Below are 20,646 nucleotides of genomic sequence, written 5' to 3'. Positions count from 1 at the left end.
AGCTGATAGAAACAGAAGCCACTGGAGCACCTCAAAAACACCATCATACACTAAATCAGTAAGTTGGCAGCATCACCGCGCCCTCTTATTTTATCGATTTTCGCACTATTTCTTGCGGGATGTACGCACAGCCAGCAAAGTATGGTCGATACATTTCGCGCCAGCCTTTTCGATAATCAGGATATCACCGTAGCGGATCAGCAGATCCAGGCGTTGCCTTATTCCACGATGTATTTACGCCTTAATGAAGGGCAACGAATCTTTGTGGTACTGGGATATATAGAACAAGAACAAAGCAAATGGTTATCCCAGGATAACGCCATGCTGGTTACCCACAATGGACGTCTTTTAAAAACCGTCAAACTTAATAATAATCTGCTGGAAGTGACAAATTCCGGGCAGGACCCTCTGCGTAACGCGCTGGCAATAAAAGATGGCAGCCGCTGGACGCGCGATATTCTCTGGAGTGAAGACAACCATTTTCGCTCTGCGACCCTGAGTTCTACTTTTTCCTTTGCTGGATTAGAGACGCTGAATATTGCGGGTCGCAATGTGCTGTGTAATGTCTGGCAGGAAGAGGTGACTTCCACGCGGCCAGAAAAACAGTGGCAAAACACATTCTGGGTCGATTCGGCTACTGGCCAGGTTCGTCAAAGTCGGCAAATGTTAGGCGCAGGGGTTATTCCCGTAGAAATGACGTTTCTTAAACCCGCACCATGAATAAATTACAGTCGTATTTCATTGCCAGCGTACTTTACGTAATGACACCCCATGCCTTTGCGCAAGGAACGGTGACTATTTATCTGCCTGGCGAACAACAGACACTTTCCGTTGGCCCCGTGGAAAATGTTGTCCAGTTGGTGACACAACCGCAACTGCGCGATCGCCTCTGGTGGCCTGGTGCCTTGCTGACCGACTCTGCGGCGAAAGCTAAAGCGCTTAAAGACTACCAACATGTCATGGCACAGCTTGCTTCCTGGGAAGCAGAAGCTGACGACGATGTGGCGGCAACGATTAAATCCGTGCGCCAGCAGTTACTCAATCTCAATATCACTGGTCGCTTACCGGTCAAACTGGATCCTGATTTTGTACGAGTGGATGAGAACAGCAATCCCCCGTTGGTCGGGGACTATACGCTCTATACCGTACAGCGTCCGGTGACTATTACTCTGCTGGGTGCGGTTTCTGGGGCCGGGCAATTGCCCTGGCAGGCAGGCCGTAGCGTTACCGATTATCTGCAAGATCACCCCCGCCTTGCAGGCGCGGACAAGAATAACGTTATGGTGATTACGCCTGAGGGTGAGACTGTCGTCGCCCCTGTTGCCCTGTGGAATAAAAGACATGTGGAACCACCGCCTGGCAGCCAGCTTTGGTTGGGCTTTTCTGCGCATGTACTGCCCGAAAAATATGCTGATTTAAATGACCAGATTGTGTCTGTTTTAACGCAACGTGTTCCTGACTGATGAAGAAGAATTCTTATCTTTTAAGCTGCCTGGCCATTGCCGTCTCCAGTGCCTGTCATGCTGAAGTATTAACCTACCCGGATCCGCTGGGTTCGTCGCAATCAGACTTTGGCGGCACAGGATTGTTGCAGATGCCAAATGCGCGCATCGCACCGGAAGGTGAATTCAGCGTCAACTACCGGGATAACGATCAATACCGGTTCTACTCCACCTCCGTGGCGCTGTTCCCATGGCTGGAAGGCACCATTCGTTATACGGATGTGCGCACACGCAAATATAGCCAGTGGGAAGATTTCAGCGGCGATCAGTCATACAAAGACAAATCATTCGATTTTAAACTTCGCCTGTGGGAAGAAGGTTACTGGCTACCGCAAGTGGCGTTTGGTAAACGTGATATTGCTGGTACGGGTCTGTTTGACGGTGAGTATCTGGTGGCCAGCAAGCAAGCGGGGCCATTTGATTTCACCCTCGGGATGGCATGGGGCTACGCCGGTAATGCGGGCAATATTACCAACCCGTTTTGCCGGGTGAGCGATAAATATTGTCATCGCGCAGAGTCTCACGATGCGGGCGATATCAGCTTTAGCGATATCTTTCGTGGCCCGGCTTCCATCTTTGGCGGCATTGAGTATCAAACGCCGTGGAATCCCCTGCGTCTGAAACTCGAATACGATGGAAACAATTACCAGAATGATTTCGCTGGCAAACTGCCTCAGGCAAGCCATTTCAACGTCGGCGCAGTTTATCGCGCTGCCAGCTGGGCAGATCTCAACCTGAGTTATGAACGCGGTAACACGTTGATGTTTGGCTTCACGTTACGGACCAATTTCAACGATCTGCGCCCTGCCCTGCGCGATACGCCAAAACCGGCATATCAACCTGCGCCTGAATCTGAAGGATTGCAGTACACCACGGTAGCAAACCAACTTACCGCCCTGAAGTATAACGCGGGCTTTGACGCGCCAGAAATTCAGCTACGCGATAAGACACTGTATATGTCTGGTCAGCAATACAAATACCGTGACTCTCGTGAAGCGGTCGATCGTGCCAACCGGATTCTGGTGAATAACCTGCCGCAAGGCGTTGAGAAGATTAGCGTGACGCAAAAGCGCGAGCATATGGCGATGGTGACTACCGAAACCGACGTAGCCAGCCTGCGCAAACAGCTGGCAGGTACAGCGCCTGGTCAATCAGAGCCACTGCAACAACAACGTGTTGAAGCTGAAGATCTTTCTGCCTTTGGTCGGGGCTACCGTATTCGTGAAGATCGCTTTAGCTACTCTTTCAACCCAACACTTTCACAGTCGCTGGGCGGCCCGGAAGATTTCTATATGTTCCAGCTGGGGCTGATGTCCAGTGCCCGCTACTGGTTTACCGACCACCTGCTGCTTGATGGCGGTATTTTCACCAATATTTACAACAACTACGACAAGTTTAAGTCTTCGCTGTTGCCCGCGGACTCTACCCTGCCCCGCGTGCGCACGCATATCCGTGACTACGTTCGCAATGACGTTTATCTCAACAACTTGCAGGCGAACTATTTTGCTGACTTAGGCAATGGTTTCTATGGCCAGGTGTATGGCGGTTATCTGGAAACGATGTATGCCGGTGTCGGTTCCGAGCTGCTTTATCGCCCGCTAGATGCCAGCTGGGCGCTGGGTGTGGACGTTAACTACGTGAAGCAGCGTGACTGGGACAACATGATGCGTTTCACCGATTATTCCACGCCAACAGGTTTCGTGACGGCTTACTTGAACCCGCCGACGCTCAATGGCGTACTGATGAAACTTAGCGTTGGGCAATATCTGGCAAAAGATAAAGGCGCAACGATCGACGTCGCCAAACGCTTTGACAGCGGCGTGGCGGTAGGGGTATGGGCGGCAATCAGTAACGTATCTAAAGATGACTACGGCGAAGGCGGCTTTAGTAAAGGTTTTTATATCTCGATTCCATTCGACTTGATGACCATTGGACCTAACCGCAACCGCGCGGTGGTTTCGTGGACACCATTGACGCGTGATGGTGGACAAATGCTGTCACGCAAATACCAGCTCTATCCAATGACGGCAGAGCGAGAAGTACCGGTTGGACAATAACCTGACGTAATTCATAACATTACAATGACTGATAAATATAAACCAATGAAAAAGAACATTTTTAAGTTTTCGGTACTGACATTGGCTGTTCTGTCTTTGACAGCATGTACCCTTGTTCCTGGTCAGAATTTATCGACCAGTAACAAGGATGTCATTGAACTACCTGACAATCAGTATGACCTGGACAAAATGGTCAATATCTATCCCGTCACGCCAGGATTGATTGATCAGCTGCGCGCCAAACCGATTATGTCGCAGGCTAACCCGGAGCTGGAGCAGCAAATCGCGAACTATGAATATCGTATCGGCATTGGGGATGTGTTGATGGTTACGGTCTGGGATCACCCGGAACTAACCACCCCCGCAGGGCAATACCGTAGCGCCAGTGATACCGGCAACTGGGTTAACGCCGATGGTGCGATTTTCTACCCCTATATTGGTCGCCTGAAAGTGGCCGGGAAAACACTTACCCAGGTACGCAACGAGATTACAGCGCGTCTGGATTCAGTCATTGAAAGCCCGCAAGTCGATGTCAGCGTCGCGGCGTTCCGCTCGCAAAAAGCGTACGTCACCGGCGAAGTCAGCAAATCGGGTCAGCAGCCGATTACCAATATTCCTCTGACCATCATGGATGCGATTAACGCCGCGGGGGGGCTGACCGCAGATGCAGACTGGCGCAACGTGGTGCTCACCCAGAATGGCGTAAAGACCAAAGTGAACCTCTATGCGCTGATGCAGCGTGGCGACTTGCGCCAGAACAAACTGCTGCACCCGGGCGATATTTTATTTATTCCGCGCAACGATGATCTGAAAGTCTTCGTGATGGGTGAAGTGGGTAAACAGAGCACGCTGAAAATGGACCGCAGCGGTATGACCCTGGCGGAAGCGCTGGGTAACGCTGAGGGTATGAATCAGGATGTCGCTGATGCGACGGGGATTTTTGTTATTCGTGCAACGCAAAACAAGCAGAATGGCAAAATCGCCAATATTTATCAGCTGAATGCGAAGGACGCATCGGCAATGATACTCGGAACGGAATTCCAGCTTGAACCTTACGACATTGTTTATGTCACTACTGCGCCGCTGGCTCGTTGGAACCGTGTGATTTCTCTGCTGGTACCGACGATTTCCGGGGTGCATGACCTGACAGAGACTTCACGGTGGATTCAAACATGGCCCAACTAAAATTTAACTCAATCCTGGTGGTTTGTACCGGCAACATTTGCCGTTCGCCCATTGGCGAGCGCTTGCTGCGTAAACGTCTGCCAGGCGTAAAAGTCAAATCGGCAGGTGTTCATGGTCTGGTAAAACACCCTGCAGATGCGACAGCAGCAGATGTTGCCGCTAATCATGGCGTATCTCTTGAAGGACATGCCGGACGTAAGCTCACTGCTGAGATGGCACGAAATTACGATCTGATTCTGGCAATGGAGTCGGAACATATTGCTCAGGTTACCGCAATCGCTCCCGAGGTCCGCGGGAAGACAATGCTGTTTGGGCAATGGCTGGAACAGAAAGAGATCCCTGATCCCTATCGTAAAAGTCAGGACGCATTTGAACATGTCTACGGTATGTTGGATCGCGCCAGTCAGGAATGGGCGAAGCGCCTCAGCCGGTAATTTGAGTTTATAAGATACGATGACAACTAAAAATATGAATACGCCACCAGGCAGCACTCAGGAAAATGAGATCGATCTGCTTCGTCTGGTCGGCGAGTTATGGGATCACCGTAAGTTTATTATCAGCGTGACCGCGTTATTCACGCTGATCGCTGTCGCTTACTCGCTGTTAAGCACGCCAATTTATCAGGCAGATACTCTGGTCCAGGTTGAGCAGAAACAGGGCAACGCCATTCTCAGTGGCCTGAGCGATATGATCCCTAACTCATCGCCCGAGTCTGCACCGGAGATCCAACTGCTGCAATCGCGCATGATTCTCGGTAAAACCATTGCTGAACTGAATCTGCGCGACATGGTTGAGCAGAAGTATTTTCCGATTGTGGGTCGCGGCTGGGCGAGATTAACCAAAGAGAAACCAGGTGAGCTGGCGATCAGCTGGATGCATATTCCACAACTGAATGGTCAGGATCAGCAACTGACACTCACGGTTGGGGAAAACGGCCACTATACGCTGGAAGGTGAAGAGTTCACCGTCAATGGTATGGTCGGCCAGCGTCTGGAAAAAGATGGCGTTGCGCTGACTATCGCGGACATTAAGGCCAAACCAGGAACACAGTTTGTCCTGAGCCAGCGTACCGAACTGGAAGCGATTAACGCATTGCAGGAAACCTTTACCGTTAGCGAACGCAGTAAAGAAAGCGGGATGCTGGAACTTACCATGACTGGTGATGATCCCCAGTTGATTACTCGTATTCTGAACAGCATCGCTAACAACTATTTGCAACAGAATATCGCTCGCCAGGCGGCGCAGGATTCACAAAGCCTTGAATTCTTACAGCGCCAGTTACCTGAAGTGCGCAGCGAGCTGGACCAGGCGGAAGAAAAACTCAACGTTTATCGCCAGCAGCGCGATTCGGTTGACCTTAACCTGGAAGCCAAAGCCGTTCTTGAGCAGATTGTGAACGTTGATAATCAACTCAATGAGCTGACCTTCCGCGAGGCAGAGATCTCCCAGCTGTATAAGAAAGATCACCCAACTTATCGTGCGCTGCTGGAAAAACGCCAGACGCTGGAGCAAGAACGCAAACGCCTGAATAAGCGGGTATCGGCAATGCCTTCCACTCAACAGGAAGTGTTACGTTTAAGCCGTGACGTAGAAGCGGGCCGTGCGGTATATCTGCAATTACTTAACCGCCAGCAGGAGTTGAGTATTTCGAAATCCAGTGCCATTGGTAACGTGCGGATTATCGACCCGGCAGTCACTCAGCCGCAGCCAGTGAAACCGAAAAAAGCGTTGAACGTGGTGCTTGGTTTTATTCTTGGCCTGTTTATTTCTGTGGGTGCCGTGCTGGCGCGTGCGATGTTGCGTCGTGGTGTAGAAGCCCCGGAACAACTGGAAGAGCACGGCATCAGCGTTTATGCCACTATCCCAATGTCCGAGTGGCTGGATAAACGCACCCGTCTGCGTAAGAAAAATTTATTTTCTAATCAGCAGCGCCATCGTACTAAAAATATCCCCTTCCTGGCGGTGGATAACCCGGCGGATTCTGCTGTGGAAGCCGTACGTGCGCTACGAACCAGTCTGCATTTCGCTATGATGGAGACGGAGAATGACATTCTGATGATCACCGGTGCGACGCCAGACAGTGGTAAAACGTTTGTCAGTTCAACTCTGGCAGCGGTGATCGCCCAGTCCGATCAAAAAGTGTTATTTATTGATGCCGACTTACGCCGTGGTTATTCGCATAACCTGTTTACCGTGAGTAATGAACATGGCTTGTCGGAATATCTGGCAGGTAAAGATGAGCTCAACAAAGTGATCCAGCATTTTGGCAAAGGAGGCTTTGATGTGATTACTCGCGGTCAGGTGCCACCTAACCCGTCTGAACTGCTGATGCGCGATCGGATGCGTCAATTACTGGAATGGGCGAACGACCATTACGATCTGGTGATTGTCGATACGCCGCCGATGCTGGCGGTGAGTGATGCCGCGGTCGTGGGGCGTTCTGTTGGCACCAGCCTGCTGGTTGCGCGTTTTGGCTTGAACACCGCCAAAGAGGTGAGTTTGTCAATGCAGCGTCTGGAACAGGCAGGCGTCAATATTAAAGGCGCTATCCTCAATGGTGTGATTAAACGCGCCAGCACCGCTTACAGTTACGGCTATAACTATTACGGTTATAGTTACTCCGAGAAAGAGTAAAACTGAAAGTGGCCGGATGCGGCGTGAACGCCTTTTCCGGTCTACGCATTAGACAGTTCTTCGTTTGTCATCAGCCTCAGAGCATTCAGGTAACTGAATGCTCTTTTTTATGCATTACAAACTGCACGCCGGTATGCGTGCTTCATTCACGATTTGCGTAAAACCTGCCAACGAACACATGCCCTGCGCATTTCGCTCTTCACATCCTGCCAGGGTCAGTTTCACCTCTCCGGGCGGCGTATTTAATGACAGCGGCGTTTTATCACGCATCTGCTGTAAAGTCTGGAAGACCAGCGAAACCTGAATCCACTGGCTGTTATCGCTTAGCCGACGCCAGCGTTCAAACACCAGTTCACCACCTGGCGGCGTGTTATCCGGCTGACCGGGAAGCGTCCAGTTGAGCTCCAGTGCGCCGCCGAGATTTGCCAGATTAGTATCGTGTCCGGCGATAAACAGCACTGAAGTGGGTAATGTCACACCATACGCCTGTTTTTGCGGTGGATGGGGCGTCAACGCTGTCTTGATCAAATCTAATAACGGGGTGGCGCGGCTGCGGGCAACCTCTGGCGTGCGTTGTAGCAAATAAAATTGCGCGTTATGCAAACTTAGCAAGGTGTTCCACTGGTGTGAATCGGTGATCCTTCCCCACCCCGGCTCCGGCATTCCCTGTGCTTGTTGCAGGAGAAATATCTCCGTCAGCATTGATGCGAGGCTTACCGCACCGGTTAATGAGACATTGTCGGCGCTCACCTTGAGTTCCGATGGTAATGCCTGCGTTAATGAACAGCTTTCGTCCTGTTTCTCACGTTTAAGGCACAAGTTTGATTGCGGAAAATTAAGCACCCGTTCCAGTTCGCGAAACGCCGTTTGCCGATGCCCGGTAAAGTCAGCAATTGACCCTCCTGCCCTGCTGAGGATCGCGTCAGTCACGTTCGCGTTATCCAGTTGGCAAACGCCAGTTTTTAGAGGATTAAATAACGGATCGGGACTGGACGTATCTGCCTGGGTATGTACGGTTATTGCACAGTCAGGTGCCAGCCCGGCGGCGAAGGCTTCGCCTGTTTTACGGGTACGCTCGTCGACATCAGCAATAATCGCGACCTGACCAGACTGCGGGCAGCCCTTTTTCGCCAGCAATCCGTCGGCTACCAGACGCTGGCGTTGGTAATGTCCGAGATAGGCGATTAGCTCACCACCGCGCGGTGTCAGCCAACCCAGTTTTACCGGCCAGGTTGGCCATGCGTCTGGGGTGACATCCTGCATCAGTTGCGTGGCCTTGGTTGGAGCACGCACACCATGACGACTGACAATCACCACACTTTCCAGCTTCAGCTCCGGCTCACTCTGAGCGAATGCAGATTGCGGGGTTAACGGAATCAGAAGAGATAAAAATGGGATTAAGATCGCTTTCATCGATATGTTTCCGCTTTTCATATCTGACATTATTGATTGCCTGATGCGATGCTAATGCGCCGCATCAGGCCTACGTTCGTTAACTTTTCAGACGCGGGTCCAGCCATACCAACACAAGGGTGGAGAGCGAACACATCAACAAAATGCCGACGAACCAAAGTAAATACCACATTGTTCCTGCTCCTTAGTACAACTCGTTTTCGTTACGGCGGAGAGTTTCTGTTGTCATGCGTCCCCACATTTTGTAGTAGCTCCAGAGAGTGTAGAGCAACACAATGGGCAAAAATATCAGCACGATTACCAACATAATGCTCAGCGTCAGCTGACTGGAAGTGCTGTCCCACAACGTCAGGCTGGAGATTGGACTCACGCTTGACGGCATGACAAAGGGGAACAGCGTGATGCCTGCCGTGAAAATCACGCCAAATTGCATCAATGACGCCATTAAAAATCCCCAACCCGGGCGACCACGATAAATCGCCATCACCGTCAGCAATGGGCAGAAGAACCCCAGCAGCGGGAAGATCCACAAAACGGGCGATTCGACGAAATTATTCATCCAGGCACCAGGTAGCACTGCCACCAGTTTCATTAACGGATTGGAAGGACCGTTAGCATCCTGGGCGAGCAGTACAAAGCCATCAATACCGACCCACAGCCAGTAACCCGCCAGCAAAAAGCACAGCATCACCAACAGTGCAGCGCGTTTGGTGGCCAGCTGTGAACGCAGATGAATCACACCAACAGTTTTCAGTTGTAACCAGACGCCACCTTGCAAAATCACCATCCCAAGGCTGAGCAATCCGCACAATAAAGGGAATGGCGTCAGCAGTTGCCAGAAGCTGCCGAGATACTCCACGCGTAATTGCGGTGTGAAGGCAAACGGCACGCCGAGCAACAAGTTGCCGAAGGCGATACCGAAGACTACCGGCGGCACCAGACTGCCGATGACCAGACCGGCGTCCCACATTTTACGCCAGCGTGCATCGGCGATTTTTCCGCGATAATCAAAGGCCAGCGGGCGGAAGAACAGTGAGCACAGCACCAGGATCATCGCCACATAAAAGCCGGAAAACGCCGCTGCATACACTCTGGGCCAGGCGGCAAATAATGCCCCACCAGCGAGGATCAACCAGACCTGGTTGCCTTCCCAGTGTGCACCAACGCTGTTTATCACTATCCGGCGTTCATCATCATTACGCGCCACCAGCGGCAGCAGACAGCCGATCCCCATGTCAAATCCGTCGGAGATCATAAAGACCACCAGGATCACGCCAATCAGCAGCCACCAGATGAAGCGCAATGTTTCATAATCAAACATGATTTTCTCCTTTACCCCTGTTGCTGCGTCGGTTGTTCACTCTGCATCGCGCTCGGCCCCAGACGGGCATATTTCTGCATCAGGTAGACTTCGGCGATTAAGAACAGGGTGTAAAGCCCTACGATCATGATCAGTGAGAAAGCCAGTTGTCCTGTGGTTAAAGCGGAGTGCGCGGAGTATGTCGGTAAGATGTCCTGTATCGCCCACGGCTGACGACCAAACTCGGTCATAAACCACCCGGCTTCAATCGCAATCCACGGCAACGGCAAACTCCAGAGCGCCATTTTCAGCACCCAGCGATGCTGGTCGATTTTGCCACGCAGCGTCTGGACAAGCGCAATCAGCATCACCAGTAGCAGCAGGGAACCACAGCCCACCATGATGCGGAAACTCCAGAATACCGGCGCAACCTGAGGTATCGCGCCACGCATCGCCGCCTGGTACTGTGCGGCTGTGACATGATTCATATCCGGCGCATAGCGGGAGAGCAACATGCCGTAGCCCAGGTCACCTTCCAGTCCCCGGAATGCCTGCAACACATGCGGCTCACGATTGCCTTGCGATATTTCCTGCATTAACAGCCAGGCCATACGTCCGCGTTGCAAGCGTGGGTAGGTTTCAGCCATCAAATTCTTCAGACCCGGCACGGGTTTATCTAATGAGTGAGTGGCGAGGATCCCTAGCAGCGCGGGAATTTTGAGGGCAAAGGCGTTACGCTCTTGATCCTGTTCCGGCCAGGCAACCACATGGAACGGTGCAGGTGCAGGTTCCGTTTGCCACTCCCCTTCCATCGCCGCCAGTTTTACCGGTTGTACTTGCGCGACTTCATACGCAGAACTGTCTCCGAGTTGCAGGGTACCGATAATCGCCAGAGTACCGAAGACGGAACCGATGGCAAACGAGCGTAATGCGACATCGCGCTCCCGTCCGCGCAGTAAATACCAGGCGCTGATCGCCATAATAAACATGGCCCCGGTCACGTAGCCCGCCATTACGGTGTGCACAAATTTCACCTGGCTGACCGGATTAAAGACCAGCTCGCTGAAGCTGGTCATCTCCATACGCAGGGTGTCGATATCAAAATGCGCACCGGTCGGGTATTGCATCCAACCGTTGGCATTCAATATCCACAACGCAGAGAGATTTGAACCGAACGCCACCAGCCACGTCACCAGCAGGTGCTGGTATTTATTCAGCCGTTGCCAGCCGAAGAAGAACAGCCCGACAAAGGTGGATTCGAGGAAGAAGGCCATTAATGCTTCCATCGCCAGCGGTGCGCCAAAAATATCGCCCACATAGTTGGAATAGAATGACCAGTTAGTACCAAACTGAAACTCCATGGTCAGGCCGGTAGCCACGCCAAGAGCAAAATTGATACCGAAGAGCTTACCCCAGAAGCGCGTCATATCGCGGTAGATTGTTTTGCCGGTGACCACGTAAATGGTTTCCATGATAGCCAGCAAAAAAATCAGCCCCAGGGTAAGGGGTACAAATAAAAAGTGATACAGCGCGGTCAGAGCAAACTGCCAGCGCGATAAATCAATGACATCCCACATGTGCACTCCTGTAGGCGAAGAGAGAAAAATAACCCGATAATGGTAGATCTCCCTCTTTATCCTGAAACTCTACGACCAGAGGTATTCGCCGATTGCGATATTCATAAGACTGAAAGCGATACTTACCGTCTTTTTACGTCGGTGCAGCTTCCGCCAGCCACTGACATACCTCGCTAAGCCGCTGCGCAGAGTCGACCAAATCTTCTGGCGCTGCCAGCACCACTTCCGGTATTGGGCAGATTTCATAACTTTCCAGTAACGGGCCTTTTAAGGTGTCCGTACAGCGTAAATGCCAGACATGGCGTAACCCCGTGGCGTTGATATAGCTCTCGCCATAGCCAATGGTACGAATCTGAATATTTCCCGGCCCACAGAGACGTGAGAGAAAAAGCCGATCAGCCTCGCTGATGGGTAATTGCGTCAGATTAATGCTGTGCGGCTGCGCGTCGGGGTTACGTACATGTGCCAGTAACTCATGCGCCAACGGTAGGCCATTCATCAGGCCATCAATGGGCGGCGGTAACAGCGAATCTGTCGGCAAGAGATTTTGCGTTGCCGCCTGCCACAACGCCAGCGGCGCGCAGCCAGCCTCCAGTTTGTCCTCCAGCAACTTTTCGCCGCGACGTCTGCGCACCCGCCATAATCCGCAGAAGATCGCCTCCTGTATTTCACTTTCACTGTCGTCAGCCTGCTGAATGCGCACTGACACTTCCCCTTCCCCGAGAAGCGTATTGATAAAGTGACGATCGTCGGCGTTGAGATTTAACAGATCGACTGCCAGCACCTCGCCCAACGGCGGTTGGCGTTTGCTTAGTTGATGTTGTAACTCGTTTAACAGCGCAATCACCTGCGGGCTGTGAGCACATTGCTCCAGGGCCGCCATACTCGGTTCATCATTCACCTGACAGGTGATCGGCAGTGGATTCATGCTGAAACTGTCATCGTTCGGTTGCGTTCCTGGCCCCAGCAGATGGAAAAAAGTTTCGCTCATGAGGCACGCTCCTGCTGCGGTTCGACAAGCCCGCTCATCAGGTTTATCAGTTCCGCCCACGGGTGAATACCATTCAGCACGCCGCGATAGTTTCCGCCGGTAAACACTAAAGTGGCAGGAAAGCGAAAGACGCCAAAGCGATCGCCGATGGCTTCGCTCTGCTCAAGGTCAGCAATCGCCACCTGCCATGTATAGTCGGGAAACTCGCGCAGTAATTCGCCAATCATTACCGGATTATCGCTGACCTCTGGCGTGCGTTTCGGGTCACTGCTTAATAACACCACGCCGTCTGGCGCTTGCGTAAGCCAGTCGTCAAGACGGGATTCACTGACTGGCGTCCAGCCGCGCGCCAGCATTCGTTGCCACAACGCATCAAATGGCGTGTCGTTGCTCATCCCTGCTCCTCCTGTGTCATCCGGTACTGGCGCAAGCGAACGCCTTCGTAATTTTCCATCGACAGACAGTCATAATTGAGACAGCGCGATTCATTAGCCGGTTGCGGCACAATTCCCCACGCAGCAAGCTGCGCCAGCGCCGCCTGTTCCGCAGCGGGCAGTTGCTCCCGTGCCAGTTCGCTCAGGCTACCGCCGTAGTCGTCGAGCATTGCGGGTTGCAGACCGACGAGGGCAATATGTGCTGGCAGATGTCCGCGGATATCCGCCAGCGCCAACACTTCGGAGAAACTGTTCTGATGCAGGCTCATTTTCTTCGCGCTGAGATAAGCCGGAATGCGTTCTCCGGCATAGGTTCGCAGCGTTCCAGGTTCCAGCCCGTAGTCAATGGCATCGAGAATCAACAGATGGCTGGCGCTTTCGACATACCCCAGCAAGTTCAGTCCCTGAGTACCGCCATCGACAATCTCCACATACTCGGGCCAGTGGTAATGGGCATACAGCCGTTCCGCCACCCGCACGCCGAAGCCTTCATCGGCCCACAGCAGGTTGCCCAGCCCCATGACCACCACGCGTTGCTCGCTCATGAACGCTCCTTGTTACTTATTTTGCCAAATTTGTGGCTACGGTAGCCGTTGACCATGGTGGAGATCACCGTGTCGTCGGACATGATGTCTTCACGCAGCGCCATGTAGACATGACCGATCACAAACGCGCCAATCAGCCACATCCCCAGCCGATGCCAGCTGTGAATGTCCATTGAGTTGCCACCCGTCCAGTAGAAAAATTCCACCACATAACGGAACGGCGCAAAAATAGCGTACTGGCTGTGTTCGCTGTACAGCGCAAAACCAGTGATGATCATAAAGACCGACATCAGGAAATAGCCGAACATCGCCGCCTGGGCGATGGGATTATGGCCTATATCGGCACTCGGACGTTTTGCCAGAAACAGATACCAGCGGATTTCATACCACACGCCCTGCCACCAGCTTTTACGCCATACCGGCACGATAAACAGCTCGCGGGAGTATCGATTGCCAACAAAAGCCCAGTAGATCCGCATCAGCAAAACCACGGTAAAAACCATCCCGGCGCTGAAGTGAATTAACCTGATGTAGCCCATATAGAACAGATACGTCGCCTCGCCGCTGACGGAAGGTAGCGGCTTGCCGATAAAGTATCCGGTGACCATCAACACCGCCATGCATAACACCGTCAACCAGTGCCAGATGCGCACTGGCGCTTCAAAGACATAGTGGCTGACAACGTTGTCGCTTTTCTGTTGCATGATGATTCTCCTTCGCTGTTAACGCACCTGCACGGAGATCAGCTCGCTACCGTCGTCGCCCAGCACGTGTGTTGAACAGGCGAGGCACGGGTCAAAGCTGTGCAGAGTACGCAGGATCTCCAGCGGTTGCTCGGGGATCGCCATTTTGGTGTTCATCAGCGCCGCTTCATAAGCGCCAATCTGCCCTTTGGGATCGCGCGGGCTGGCGTTCCAGGTGGTCGGCACCACGCACTGGTAGAGATCAATCTTGCCATCGCGAATGGCGGCCCAGTGGCCTAACGCCCCGCGCGGCGCTTCGGTAAAACCGACACCACGGCACTCTGTCGGCCAGGTTGCAGGTTCCCATTTTTCCGTGGAAGCAGTGGCGAGATTGCCGTTTTTCAGGTTGGTCATCAGCTTGTCGAAGAAATACTGCAACTTACCTGCGGCCCACTGCGCTTCGTGCGCGCGGCACAAAATGCGGCCTAACGTTGACTGGATACCGGAAAGCGGCAGGTTCAACGCCGACATCATGCGATCGACCGACTCAACGGTCGCAGCATCGCCTTTGTGATAAGCGATTAACGTGCGCGCCAGCGGCCCCACTTCCATCGCGTTACCGCGCCAGCGTGGCGCTTTGATCCACGAGTAGCGTTCCTGTTCATTCAGCTGCTGAATGTTGGTATCGCTGCCTTTGACATCGCCGGGGTTGTACCACGGGTCGGTGATGCCATCGAACGGATGACGCCCGACCTGATCGTTGGGATATCGATACCAGGCGTGGTCGACAAACTCCTGCACCTGCTGCGGATCAACCAAATCCACTGGCAGCACATTGTTGAAGTCGCCGTTAATCACCGCGCCGCCAGGCATCAGCAGACTTTTCTCGCCAAAGTCGTTGGCAATATCCGGGAATGCGCCGTAGCTGAGAACGCATTTATCAGAAAGACCAGTGCCGATTTCGCTCCACGGTTTGTTGAACTGACCGATGGCTAAGGCGTCGGGGATCATCACGTTGTTAATGAAGTCCGCCGTGCGGGTGATAATTGACTGCACCAGGTTCAGGCGTTCCATATTGACTGCCCCGACCGCGCCGCTTTCGTCAATGTTGATGGCGCAAGGCATCCCGCCGACAATCCAGTTTGGATGCGGGTTTTTACCGCCAAAGACCGCGTGGATTTTGACAATTTCACGCTGGAAATCGAGAGCTTCGAGATAGTGGGCAAAGCCCATCAGGTTAGCTTCTGGCGGCAGTTTGTACTGCGGGTGCCCCCAGTAGCCATTGCGGAAGATCCCCAACTGCCCGCCTTCAACAAATTTTTTCAGGCGGTTTTGTACGTCGAAGAAATAGCCAGGGGATGATTTCGGCCAAGAGGAGAGACTTTGCGCCAGTTCGGAGGTTTTCCGCGGGTCGGCTTTCAGCGCATCTAACACATCGATCCAGTCCATCCCGGCAAGCTGATAGAAGTGCACCAGATGATCGTGGCACCAGAGCGTTGCCAGCATAATGTTGCGGATGATATTGGCGTTGTCCGGCACTTTAATACCGATAGCATCTTCGATGGCGTAAACCGAAGCCAGGGCGTGTACGCCAGTACAGACGCCGCAGATACGTTCAACGAACGCCCACGCATCGCGCGGGTCGCGCCCTTGTAGGATGATCTCCAGCCCGCGAAACATGGTGCCGCAGGAGACGGCATTGGTGATCACATTCTGATCGTTAATATTCACTTCGCAGCGCATGTGGCCTTCGATGCGCGTAATCGGGTCGACCACCAGGCGGCGTCCGGCATTATTGATGGTGTATCCCTGAGTTTCGTACTGAGTGCTCATGCCTGTTTATCCTCATTGCCTGGCTGATGTTCGGTTTCTGTAGGTTGCTGGTTATGACGTCTGCGCTGGTCAACGGCGCTGGCGACTGCGTGCACACCAACAGCCGCTGCCACCACGCCAAGCGCGGTTAAACCGACGGTATCGGCGGTGGAATGAGTACCCATTTGCGGAATATCGACCACGCGGCTGTAGAACGAACCGCGATCCCAGAAACCATTTTCCGCACAGCCCAGGCAGCCGTGACCAGACTGGATTGGGAAAGAAACGCCATCATTCCAGCGTGTGGAGGAACAGGCGTTATAGGTGGTAGGCCCTTTGCAGCCCATTTTGTACAGGCAGTAACCTTTGCGGGCAGCGTCATCATCCCAACTCTGGACGAACTCTCCGGCGTCGAAGTGGGCGCGGCGATAGCATTTATCGTGGATTCGCTGACCATAGAACATCAGCGGACGGCCCATTCTGTCGACATCTGGCAAGCGATCAAAGGTCACCATGTAAGTAATGATGGCGCTCATCACATCCGGGATCGGCGGGCAGCCAGGTACTTTGATAATGGGTTTGTCGGTGATGACTTTGTCGATAGGCGTTGCCTGCGTCGGATTGGGTCGCGCGGCCTGCACGCAGCCCCAGGACGCGCAGGTTCCCCAGGCGATAATCGCGCTGGCTCCGGCAGCGGCACGTTTGAGTTTCTCAATAAACGGTCGACCGCTGCTGATACAGAACATCCCCTGCTCGCCCAGCGGCGGATTACCTTCTACTGCGAGGATATATTTGCCATTGTATTGCGTGATGATGTCTTCAAAGACTTCTTCCGCCTGGGTTCCGGCGGCAGCCATCAAAGTATCGTCGTAATCGAGGGAAATCAGGGAAAGGATGACGTCCTTCGCCAGTGGGTGAGCGGAGCGGATAAAAGATTCGGTACAGCAGGTGCATTCCAGACCGTGGATCCATACCACCGGAATGCGCGGTTTGTTCTCCAGCGCCCAGGCAATCTTTGGTGCCATTCCCGCGCCTAATCCCAGCGACGTGGCAGCCAGACTACAATATTTGAGAAAGCTGCGCCGGGTAACGCCCTGACGCCGCATGGCCTGGTAAAATGTTTCCTCGTTATTCATATCGCACGTCTCTCCTCCTTGCGACACCGGCAGGACACCGGGCGCTTATGGTCGGCAAGCGACGTCCCTGTAGCAAGGCAAACCATCGCTTCACGTGAGATGCTGAAAACGAAAGCTCATCCTTCTGCACTGGCGCACGTCGCCAGAAAGTATTGTTAATAAAGCGTAGTGAAACTTTTGCACAAAACAATACAAACTGTGTGGATTTATCTTTTAGCGATAAAAATGGACCTATTTTTCTTTTGGCCGGGCGGTGGGGATGTTTAGCCGGTTGCTAAACGAGTAAAAGAGAAGGAATTCATGGTGATGAAATGATCAATCTGCTGTTATTTCACGCTATCAATGCACTTTTGGCTGTTTTTCAGGCAAACAAACAAATTAGGGGTTTACACGCCGCATCGGGATGTTTATAGTGCGCGTCATTCCGGAAGTGTGGCCGAGCGGTTGAAGGCACCGGTCTTGAAAACCGGCGACCCGAAAGGGTTCCAGAGTTCGAATCTCTGCGCTTCCGCCAAATAAGATAAGGGGTTAGCTAAATGCTAACCCCTTTTTCTTTTGCCTGTCGAAATTCTCAGGGCGTTATATTTGCTTAATGACCTGATAATCCGCTGTTAAACCTGTTCCAGATCAAATGCGTAAAGATGGGTAAAACTTCTGGGTGCCCTTACGCATTATCATTATGCTGCTTAATTAATTACATCTGTCATAGAGAGTGACTCAATGGATCGTATTGTTAGTTCTTCACATGACCGTACATCACTGCTTAGCACCCATAAGGTGCTGCGTAATACCTATTTTCTGCTGAGCCTGACGCTGGCCTTTTCGGCGATTACCGCAACTGCCAGTACGGTGCTGATGCTGCCATCTCCGGGTCTGATTCTGACGCTGGTGGGTATGTATGGTTTGATGTTCCTGACCTATAAAACGGCGAATAAGCCGACCGGGATTATCTCCGCATTCGCCTTTACCGGTTTTCTGGGTTATATCCTCGGACCTATTCTGAACACCTATCTGTCTGCCGGAATGGGTGACGTAATCGCTATGGCACTGGGCGGAACGGCGTTAGTGTTCTTCTGCTGCTCTGCATATGTGCTGACCACCCGCAAAGATATGTCGTTCCTCGGCGGTATGCTGATGGCGGGTATTGTGGTGGTGCTGATTGGTATGGTTGCGAATATCTTCCTGCAGCTGCCTGCTCTGCATCTGGCGATCAGCGCGGTCTTCATTCTGATCTCCTCTGGCGCTATCTTGTTTGAAACCAGCAACATCATTCATGGCGGTGAGACGAACTATATTCGTGCCACGGTTAGCCTGTATGTTTCGCTGTACAACATCTTCGTCAGCCTGCTGAGCATTCTGGGCTTCGCTAGCCGCGATTAATCTCACCCGCTAACACTTTCATAGCCTCGCTTTATGCGGGGCTTTGTTTTTTGTTACACTGCCGCCAGTCTGATTAAGGTAGTAATAATTATGCTGATCTTCGAAGGTAAAGAGATAGAAACGGATACCGAAGGCTATCTCAAAGAAAGCAGCCAGTGGAGTGAGCCGCTGGCTGTGGTGATTGCAGAGAACGAAGGGATTTCGCTGTCACCGGAACACTGGGAAGTGGTGCGTTTTGTGCGTGATTTCTATCTGGAATTCAATACTTCTCCGGCGATTCGTATGCTGGTAAAAGCGATGGCGAATAAATTTGGCGAAGAAAAAGGTAACAGCCGCTATTTATACCGACTGTTTCCGAAAGGTCCGGCTAAGCAAGCCACCAAAATTGCTGGCCTGCCAAAACCGGTAAAATGTATTTAACGGATACGAAAATCGGTTAATTCCCCCGAGGGATGATGCGGCTCGCTGAGCACCCGTTCTACACGCGCAGAACGCGGGCCGCCACTCTTTAACCACTGCATTAATTTTTCCACCTGCCCTTCTTCACCGCAAGCAACCACTTCCACGCTGCCATCGTCAAGATTTTTGGCGTACCCGGTTAAACCCAGTCTTTTCGCTTCGTACTGTGTGGTGTAGCGAAATCCTACGCCCTGAACTCGCCCGTAAACCCAGGCAATTATGCAGACTTTCGACATTGCTGCTCTCCTTATCCTTAATGGACGCGTTGCAAATCCATGGAAAACTCCGGACAATGACGCCCATTTCTTTGCATCGACAGAAAAGTAAATTATGAGTGTACGTTTAGTGTTAGCCAAAGGGCGCGAAAAATCATTACTTCGTCGCCATCCGTGGGTCTTTTCCGGGGCCGTTGCCCGCATGGAAGGTAAAGCCAGCCTCGGTGAAACCATCGATATTGTTGATCATCAGGGAAAATGGTTAGCACGCGGCGCTTATTCGCCAGCTTCGCAAATCCGGGCGCGCGTCTGGACGTTTGACCCGTCTGAGTCTATCGACATTGCTTTTTTTTCCCGCCGTTTGCAACAAGCACAAAAATGGCGTGACTGGCTGGCGCAAAAAGATGGCCTCGACAGCTATCGTTTAATCGCCGGAGAATCTGATGGCCTGCCGGGTATTACTATCGATCGTTTCGGTAATTTTCTGGTGCTGCAACTGCTGAGTGCTGGGGCAGAATATCAGCGCGCGGCATTAATTAGTGCCCTGCAAACGCTGTACCCGGAATGTTCGATTTACGATCGCAGCGACGTCGCGGTACGTAAAAAAGAAGGAATGGAGCTGACCCAGGGCCCCGTCACCGGCGAGTTGCCACCTGCCCTGCTGCCGATTGAAGAACACGGAATGAAACTGCTGGTGGATATTCAGCACGGACACAAAACGGGCTACTACCTGGACCAGCGTGATAGCCGCCTGGCTACCCGCCGCTACGTTGAAAATAAACGTGTGCTGAACTGTTTCTCCTATACCGGTGGTTTCGCCGTATCGGCACTGATGGGCGGTTGCAGCCAGGTTGTCAGCGTTGATACCTCCCAGGAAGCGCTGGATATTGCACGGCAGAACGTTGAGCTGAACAAACTGGATCTGAGCAAGGCTGAGTTTGTCCGTGATGATGTCTTTAAATTGCTGCGTACTTATCGCGATCGCGGTGAAAAATTTGACGTTATCGTGATGGACCCGCCGAAGTTTGTTGAGAATAAAAGCCAGTTGATGGGCGCGTGTCGGGGCTATAAAGATATCAACATGCTGGCGATTCAGTTGCTGAATGAAGGCGGTATTCTCCTGACTTTCTCCTGTTCCGGTCTGATGACCAGCGATTTATTTCAGAAAATCATCGCGGATGCCGCAATTGATGCCGGCCGTGATGTACAATTTATAGAGCAGTTCCGTCAGGCAGCCGATCATCCGGTGATCGCTACCTACCCGGAAGGGCTATATCTGAAAGGGTTTGCCTGTCGCGTCATGTAACTTGAAATGTGGAATTT

General features: G+C 52.4%; 20 protein-coding genes and 1 tRNA gene. 10 read left to right on the top strand and 11 right to left on the bottom strand.

Going from position 1 to position 20,646, the window contains the following annotated elements; genetic code table 11:
• Positions 1–63: 63 nt before the first annotated feature.
• Genes gfcB through etk form a run of 6 tightly spaced genes read left to right on the top strand, consistent with a single transcriptional unit; the run spans position 64 to position 7,378 of the window.
• On the top strand, positions 64–720 hold the full coding sequence (gene gfcB / locus RTW80_RS07815) for a lipoprotein GfcB (RefSeq protein WP_063119273.1): 657 nt from the start codon (positions 64–66) through the stop codon (positions 718–720).
• Entirely contained in the window at positions 717–1,463 is a 747-nt protein-coding gene (locus RTW80_RS07810) for a capsule biosynthesis GfcC family protein (RefSeq protein WP_001038079.1), read from the top strand. Before gfcB ends, RTW80_RS07810 begins: the two co-directional genes overlap by 4 nt.
• A complete protein-coding gene (locus RTW80_RS07805; RefSeq protein ID WP_063119274.1) occupies positions 1,463–3,559 on the top strand; it encodes a YjbH domain-containing protein in 2,097 nt (698 codons plus the stop codon). Before RTW80_RS07810 ends, RTW80_RS07805 begins: the two co-directional genes overlap by 1 nt.
• 45 nt (positions 3,560–3,604) lie before the next feature.
• Positions 3,605–4,744, top strand: a complete 1,140-nt coding sequence (locus RTW80_RS07800) for a polysaccharide export protein (RefSeq protein ID WP_001295357.1) — start codon at positions 3,605–3,607, stop codon at positions 4,742–4,744.
• Positions 4,732–5,178, top strand: coding sequence for a protein-tyrosine-phosphatase Etp (gene etp / locus RTW80_RS07795; protein ID WP_032247531.1), 447 nt, complete (start codon positions 4,732–4,734; stop codon positions 5,176–5,178). Before RTW80_RS07800 ends, etp begins: the two co-directional genes overlap by 13 nt.
• A gap of 19 nt (positions 5,179–5,197) precedes the next feature.
• On the top strand, positions 5,198–7,378 hold the full coding sequence (gene etk, locus RTW80_RS07790) for a tyrosine-protein kinase (RefSeq protein WP_032247530.1): 2,181 nt from the start codon (positions 5,198–5,200) through the stop codon (positions 7,376–7,378).
• Positions 7,379–7,492: 114 nt separating this feature from the next.
• On the opposite strand, the gene appA is transcribed toward etk, so the two are convergent.
• From appA to hyaA, 10 genes are all read right to left on the bottom strand, one after another.
• Complete coding sequence (appA, locus tag RTW80_RS07785; protein ID WP_001300464.1) at positions 7,493–8,791, bottom strand: bifunctional acid phosphatase/4-phytase; 1,299 nt, start codon at positions 8,789–8,791, stop codon at positions 7,493–7,495.
• 79 nt (positions 8,792–8,870) lie between these two features.
• Entirely contained in the window at positions 8,871–8,963 is a 93-nt protein-coding gene (gene cbdX, locus RTW80_RS07780; protein ID WP_000270305.1) for a cytochrome bd-II oxidase subunit CbdX, read from the bottom strand.
• 12 nt (positions 8,964–8,975) lie between these two features.
• Entirely contained in the window at positions 8,976–10,112 is a 1,137-nt protein-coding gene (appB, locus tag RTW80_RS07775) for a cytochrome d ubiquinol oxidase subunit II (protein ID WP_000460803.1), read from the bottom strand.
• Positions 10,113–10,123: 11 nt separating this feature from the next.
• Positions 10,124–11,668 (bottom strand): cytochrome bd-II oxidase subunit 1, encoded by a 1,545-nt coding sequence (appC, locus tag RTW80_RS07770; protein ID WP_000263577.1) that lies wholly within the window; start codon positions 11,666–11,668, stop codon positions 10,124–10,126.
• Positions 11,669–11,801: 133 nt separating this feature from the next.
• Positions 11,802–12,659, bottom strand: a complete 858-nt coding sequence (locus RTW80_RS07765; protein WP_207401391.1) for a hydrogenase expression/formation protein — start codon at positions 12,657–12,659, stop codon at positions 11,802–11,804.
• Positions 12,656–13,054, bottom strand: a complete 399-nt coding sequence (gene hyaE, locus RTW80_RS07760; RefSeq protein WP_032247528.1) for a hydrogenase-1 operon protein HyaE — start codon at positions 13,052–13,054, stop codon at positions 12,656–12,658. Before hyaE ends, RTW80_RS07765 begins: the two co-directional genes overlap by 4 nt.
• The gene (hyaD, locus tag RTW80_RS07755; protein ID WP_000003671.1) at positions 13,051–13,638 is read right to left on the bottom strand and encodes a hydrogenase 1 maturation protease; all 588 of its coding nucleotides are present in this window, start codon (positions 13,636–13,638) and stop codon (positions 13,051–13,053) included. Before hyaD ends, hyaE begins: the two co-directional genes overlap by 4 nt.
• Positions 13,635–14,342, bottom strand: coding sequence for a Ni/Fe-hydrogenase b-type cytochrome subunit (gene hyaC, locus RTW80_RS07750; RefSeq protein WP_001186424.1), 708 nt, complete (start codon positions 14,340–14,342; stop codon positions 13,635–13,637). Before hyaC ends, hyaD begins: the two co-directional genes overlap by 4 nt.
• A gap of 18 nt (positions 14,343–14,360) precedes the next feature.
• Positions 14,361–16,154, bottom strand: a complete 1,794-nt coding sequence (hyaB, locus tag RTW80_RS07745; RefSeq protein WP_000107384.1) for a Ni/Fe-hydrogenase large subunit — start codon at positions 16,152–16,154, stop codon at positions 14,361–14,363.
• Positions 16,151–17,269 carry a hydrogenase 1 small subunit gene (hyaA, locus tag RTW80_RS07740; protein WP_001058323.1) on the bottom strand — a complete coding sequence of 373 codons (1,119 nt, stop codon included), beginning with the start codon at positions 17,267–17,269 and terminating at the stop codon, positions 16,151–16,153. Before hyaA ends, hyaB begins: the two co-directional genes overlap by 4 nt.
• Positions 17,270–17,695: 426 nt before the next feature.
• Here hyaA and RTW80_RS07735 point away from each other — a divergent pair.
• The 3 genes from RTW80_RS07735 to tusE all read left to right on the top strand — a co-directional run bounded on the left by RTW80_RS07735 (position 17,696) and on the right by tusE (position 19,069).
• A tRNA-Ser gene (locus RTW80_RS07735) sits at positions 17,696–17,783 on the top strand.
• A 206-nt stretch (positions 17,784–17,989) separates the two neighbouring features.
• Positions 17,990–18,649, top strand: a complete 660-nt coding sequence (yccA, locus tag RTW80_RS07730; RefSeq protein ID WP_000375136.1) for an FtsH protease modulator YccA — start codon at positions 17,990–17,992, stop codon at positions 18,647–18,649.
• Positions 18,650–18,739: 90 nt separating this feature from the next.
• Positions 18,740–19,069, top strand: a complete 330-nt coding sequence (gene tusE, locus RTW80_RS07725) for a sulfurtransferase TusE (RefSeq protein WP_000904442.1) — start codon at positions 18,740–18,742, stop codon at positions 19,067–19,069.
• On the opposite strand, the gene yccX is transcribed toward tusE, so the two are convergent.
• Positions 19,066–19,344 carry an acylphosphatase gene (yccX, locus tag RTW80_RS07720; RefSeq protein WP_000048252.1) on the bottom strand — a complete coding sequence of 93 codons (279 nt, stop codon included), beginning with the start codon at positions 19,342–19,344 and terminating at the stop codon, positions 19,066–19,068. The genes tusE and yccX overlap by 4 nt on opposite strands.
• Positions 19,345–19,438: 94 nt before the next feature.
• Between yccX and rlmI the strand changes: the two genes are divergently transcribed.
• A complete protein-coding gene (gene rlmI / locus RTW80_RS07715; protein ID WP_000116297.1) occupies positions 19,439–20,629 on the top strand; it encodes a 23S rRNA (cytosine(1962)-C(5))-methyltransferase RlmI in 1,191 nt (396 codons plus the stop codon).
• The last annotated feature ends 17 nt before the right edge of the window (positions 20,630–20,646 follow it).

Source organism: Escherichia sp. AM3, assembly GCF_032029835.1.
GTDB classification, from domain to species: Bacteria; Pseudomonadota; Gammaproteobacteria; order Enterobacterales; family Enterobacteriaceae; genus Escherichia; species Escherichia coli.
Note: the sequence above shows the minus strand (reverse complement) of the source record. Positions and strands in the feature narration are given on the sequence as shown.

Excerpts from the sequence above, each read along its gene's own strand:
- RTW80_RS07810 (WP_001038079.1), top strand. The coding sequence starts at position 717 with ATGAATAAATTACAGTCGTATTTCATTGCCAGCGTACTTTACGTAATG.
- RTW80_RS07805 (WP_063119274.1), top strand. The coding sequence starts at position 1,463 with ATGAAGAAGAATTCTTATCTTTTAAGCTGCCTGGCCATTGCCGTCTCC.
- RTW80_RS07800 (WP_001295357.1), top strand. The coding sequence starts at position 3,605 with ATGAAAAAGAACATTTTTAAGTTTTCGGTACTGACATTGGCTGTTCTG.
- etp (WP_032247531.1), top strand. The coding sequence starts at position 4,732 with ATGGCCCAACTAAAATTTAACTCAATCCTGGTGGTTTGTACCGGCAAC.
- etk (WP_032247530.1), top strand. The coding sequence starts at position 5,198 with ATGACAACTAAAAATATGAATACGCCACCAGGCAGCACTCAGGAAAAT.
- appA (WP_001300464.1), bottom strand. The coding sequence starts at position 8,791 with ATGAAAGCGATCTTAATCCCATTTTTATCTCTTCTGATTCCGTTAACC.
- cbdX (WP_000270305.1), bottom strand. The coding sequence starts at position 8,963 with ATGTGGTATTTACTTTGGTTCGTCGGCATTTTGTTGATGTGTTCGCTC.
- appB (WP_000460803.1), bottom strand. The coding sequence starts at position 10,112 with ATGTTTGATTATGAAACATTGCGCTTCATCTGGTGGCTGCTGATTGGC.
- appC (WP_000263577.1), bottom strand. The coding sequence starts at position 11,668 with ATGTGGGATGTCATTGATTTATCGCGCTGGCAGTTTGCTCTGACCGCG.
- RTW80_RS07765 (WP_207401391.1), bottom strand. The coding sequence starts at position 12,659 with ATGAGCGAAACTTTTTTCCATCTGCTGGGGCCAGGAACGCAACCGAAC.
- hyaE (WP_032247528.1), bottom strand. The coding sequence starts at position 13,054 with ATGAGCAACGACACGCCATTTGATGCGTTGTGGCAACGAATGCTGGCG.
- hyaD (WP_000003671.1), bottom strand. The coding sequence starts at position 13,638 with ATGAGCGAGCAACGCGTGGTGGTCATGGGGCTGGGCAACCTGCTGTGG.
- hyaC (WP_001186424.1), bottom strand. The coding sequence starts at position 14,342 with ATGCAACAGAAAAGCGACAACGTTGTCAGCCACTATGTCTTTGAAGCG.
- hyaB (WP_000107384.1), bottom strand. The coding sequence starts at position 16,154 with ATGAGCACTCAGTACGAAACTCAGGGATACACCATCAATAATGCCGGA.
- hyaA (WP_001058323.1), bottom strand. The coding sequence starts at position 17,269 with ATGAATAACGAGGAAACATTTTACCAGGCCATGCGGCGTCAGGGCGTT.
- yccA (WP_000375136.1), top strand. The coding sequence starts at position 17,990 with ATGGATCGTATTGTTAGTTCTTCACATGACCGTACATCACTGCTTAGC.
- tusE (WP_000904442.1), top strand. The coding sequence starts at position 18,740 with ATGCTGATCTTCGAAGGTAAAGAGATAGAAACGGATACCGAAGGCTAT.
- yccX (WP_000048252.1), bottom strand. The coding sequence starts at position 19,344 with ATGTCGAAAGTCTGCATAATTGCCTGGGTTTACGGGCGAGTTCAGGGC.
- rlmI (WP_000116297.1), top strand. The coding sequence starts at position 19,439 with ATGAGTGTACGTTTAGTGTTAGCCAAAGGGCGCGAAAAATCATTACTT.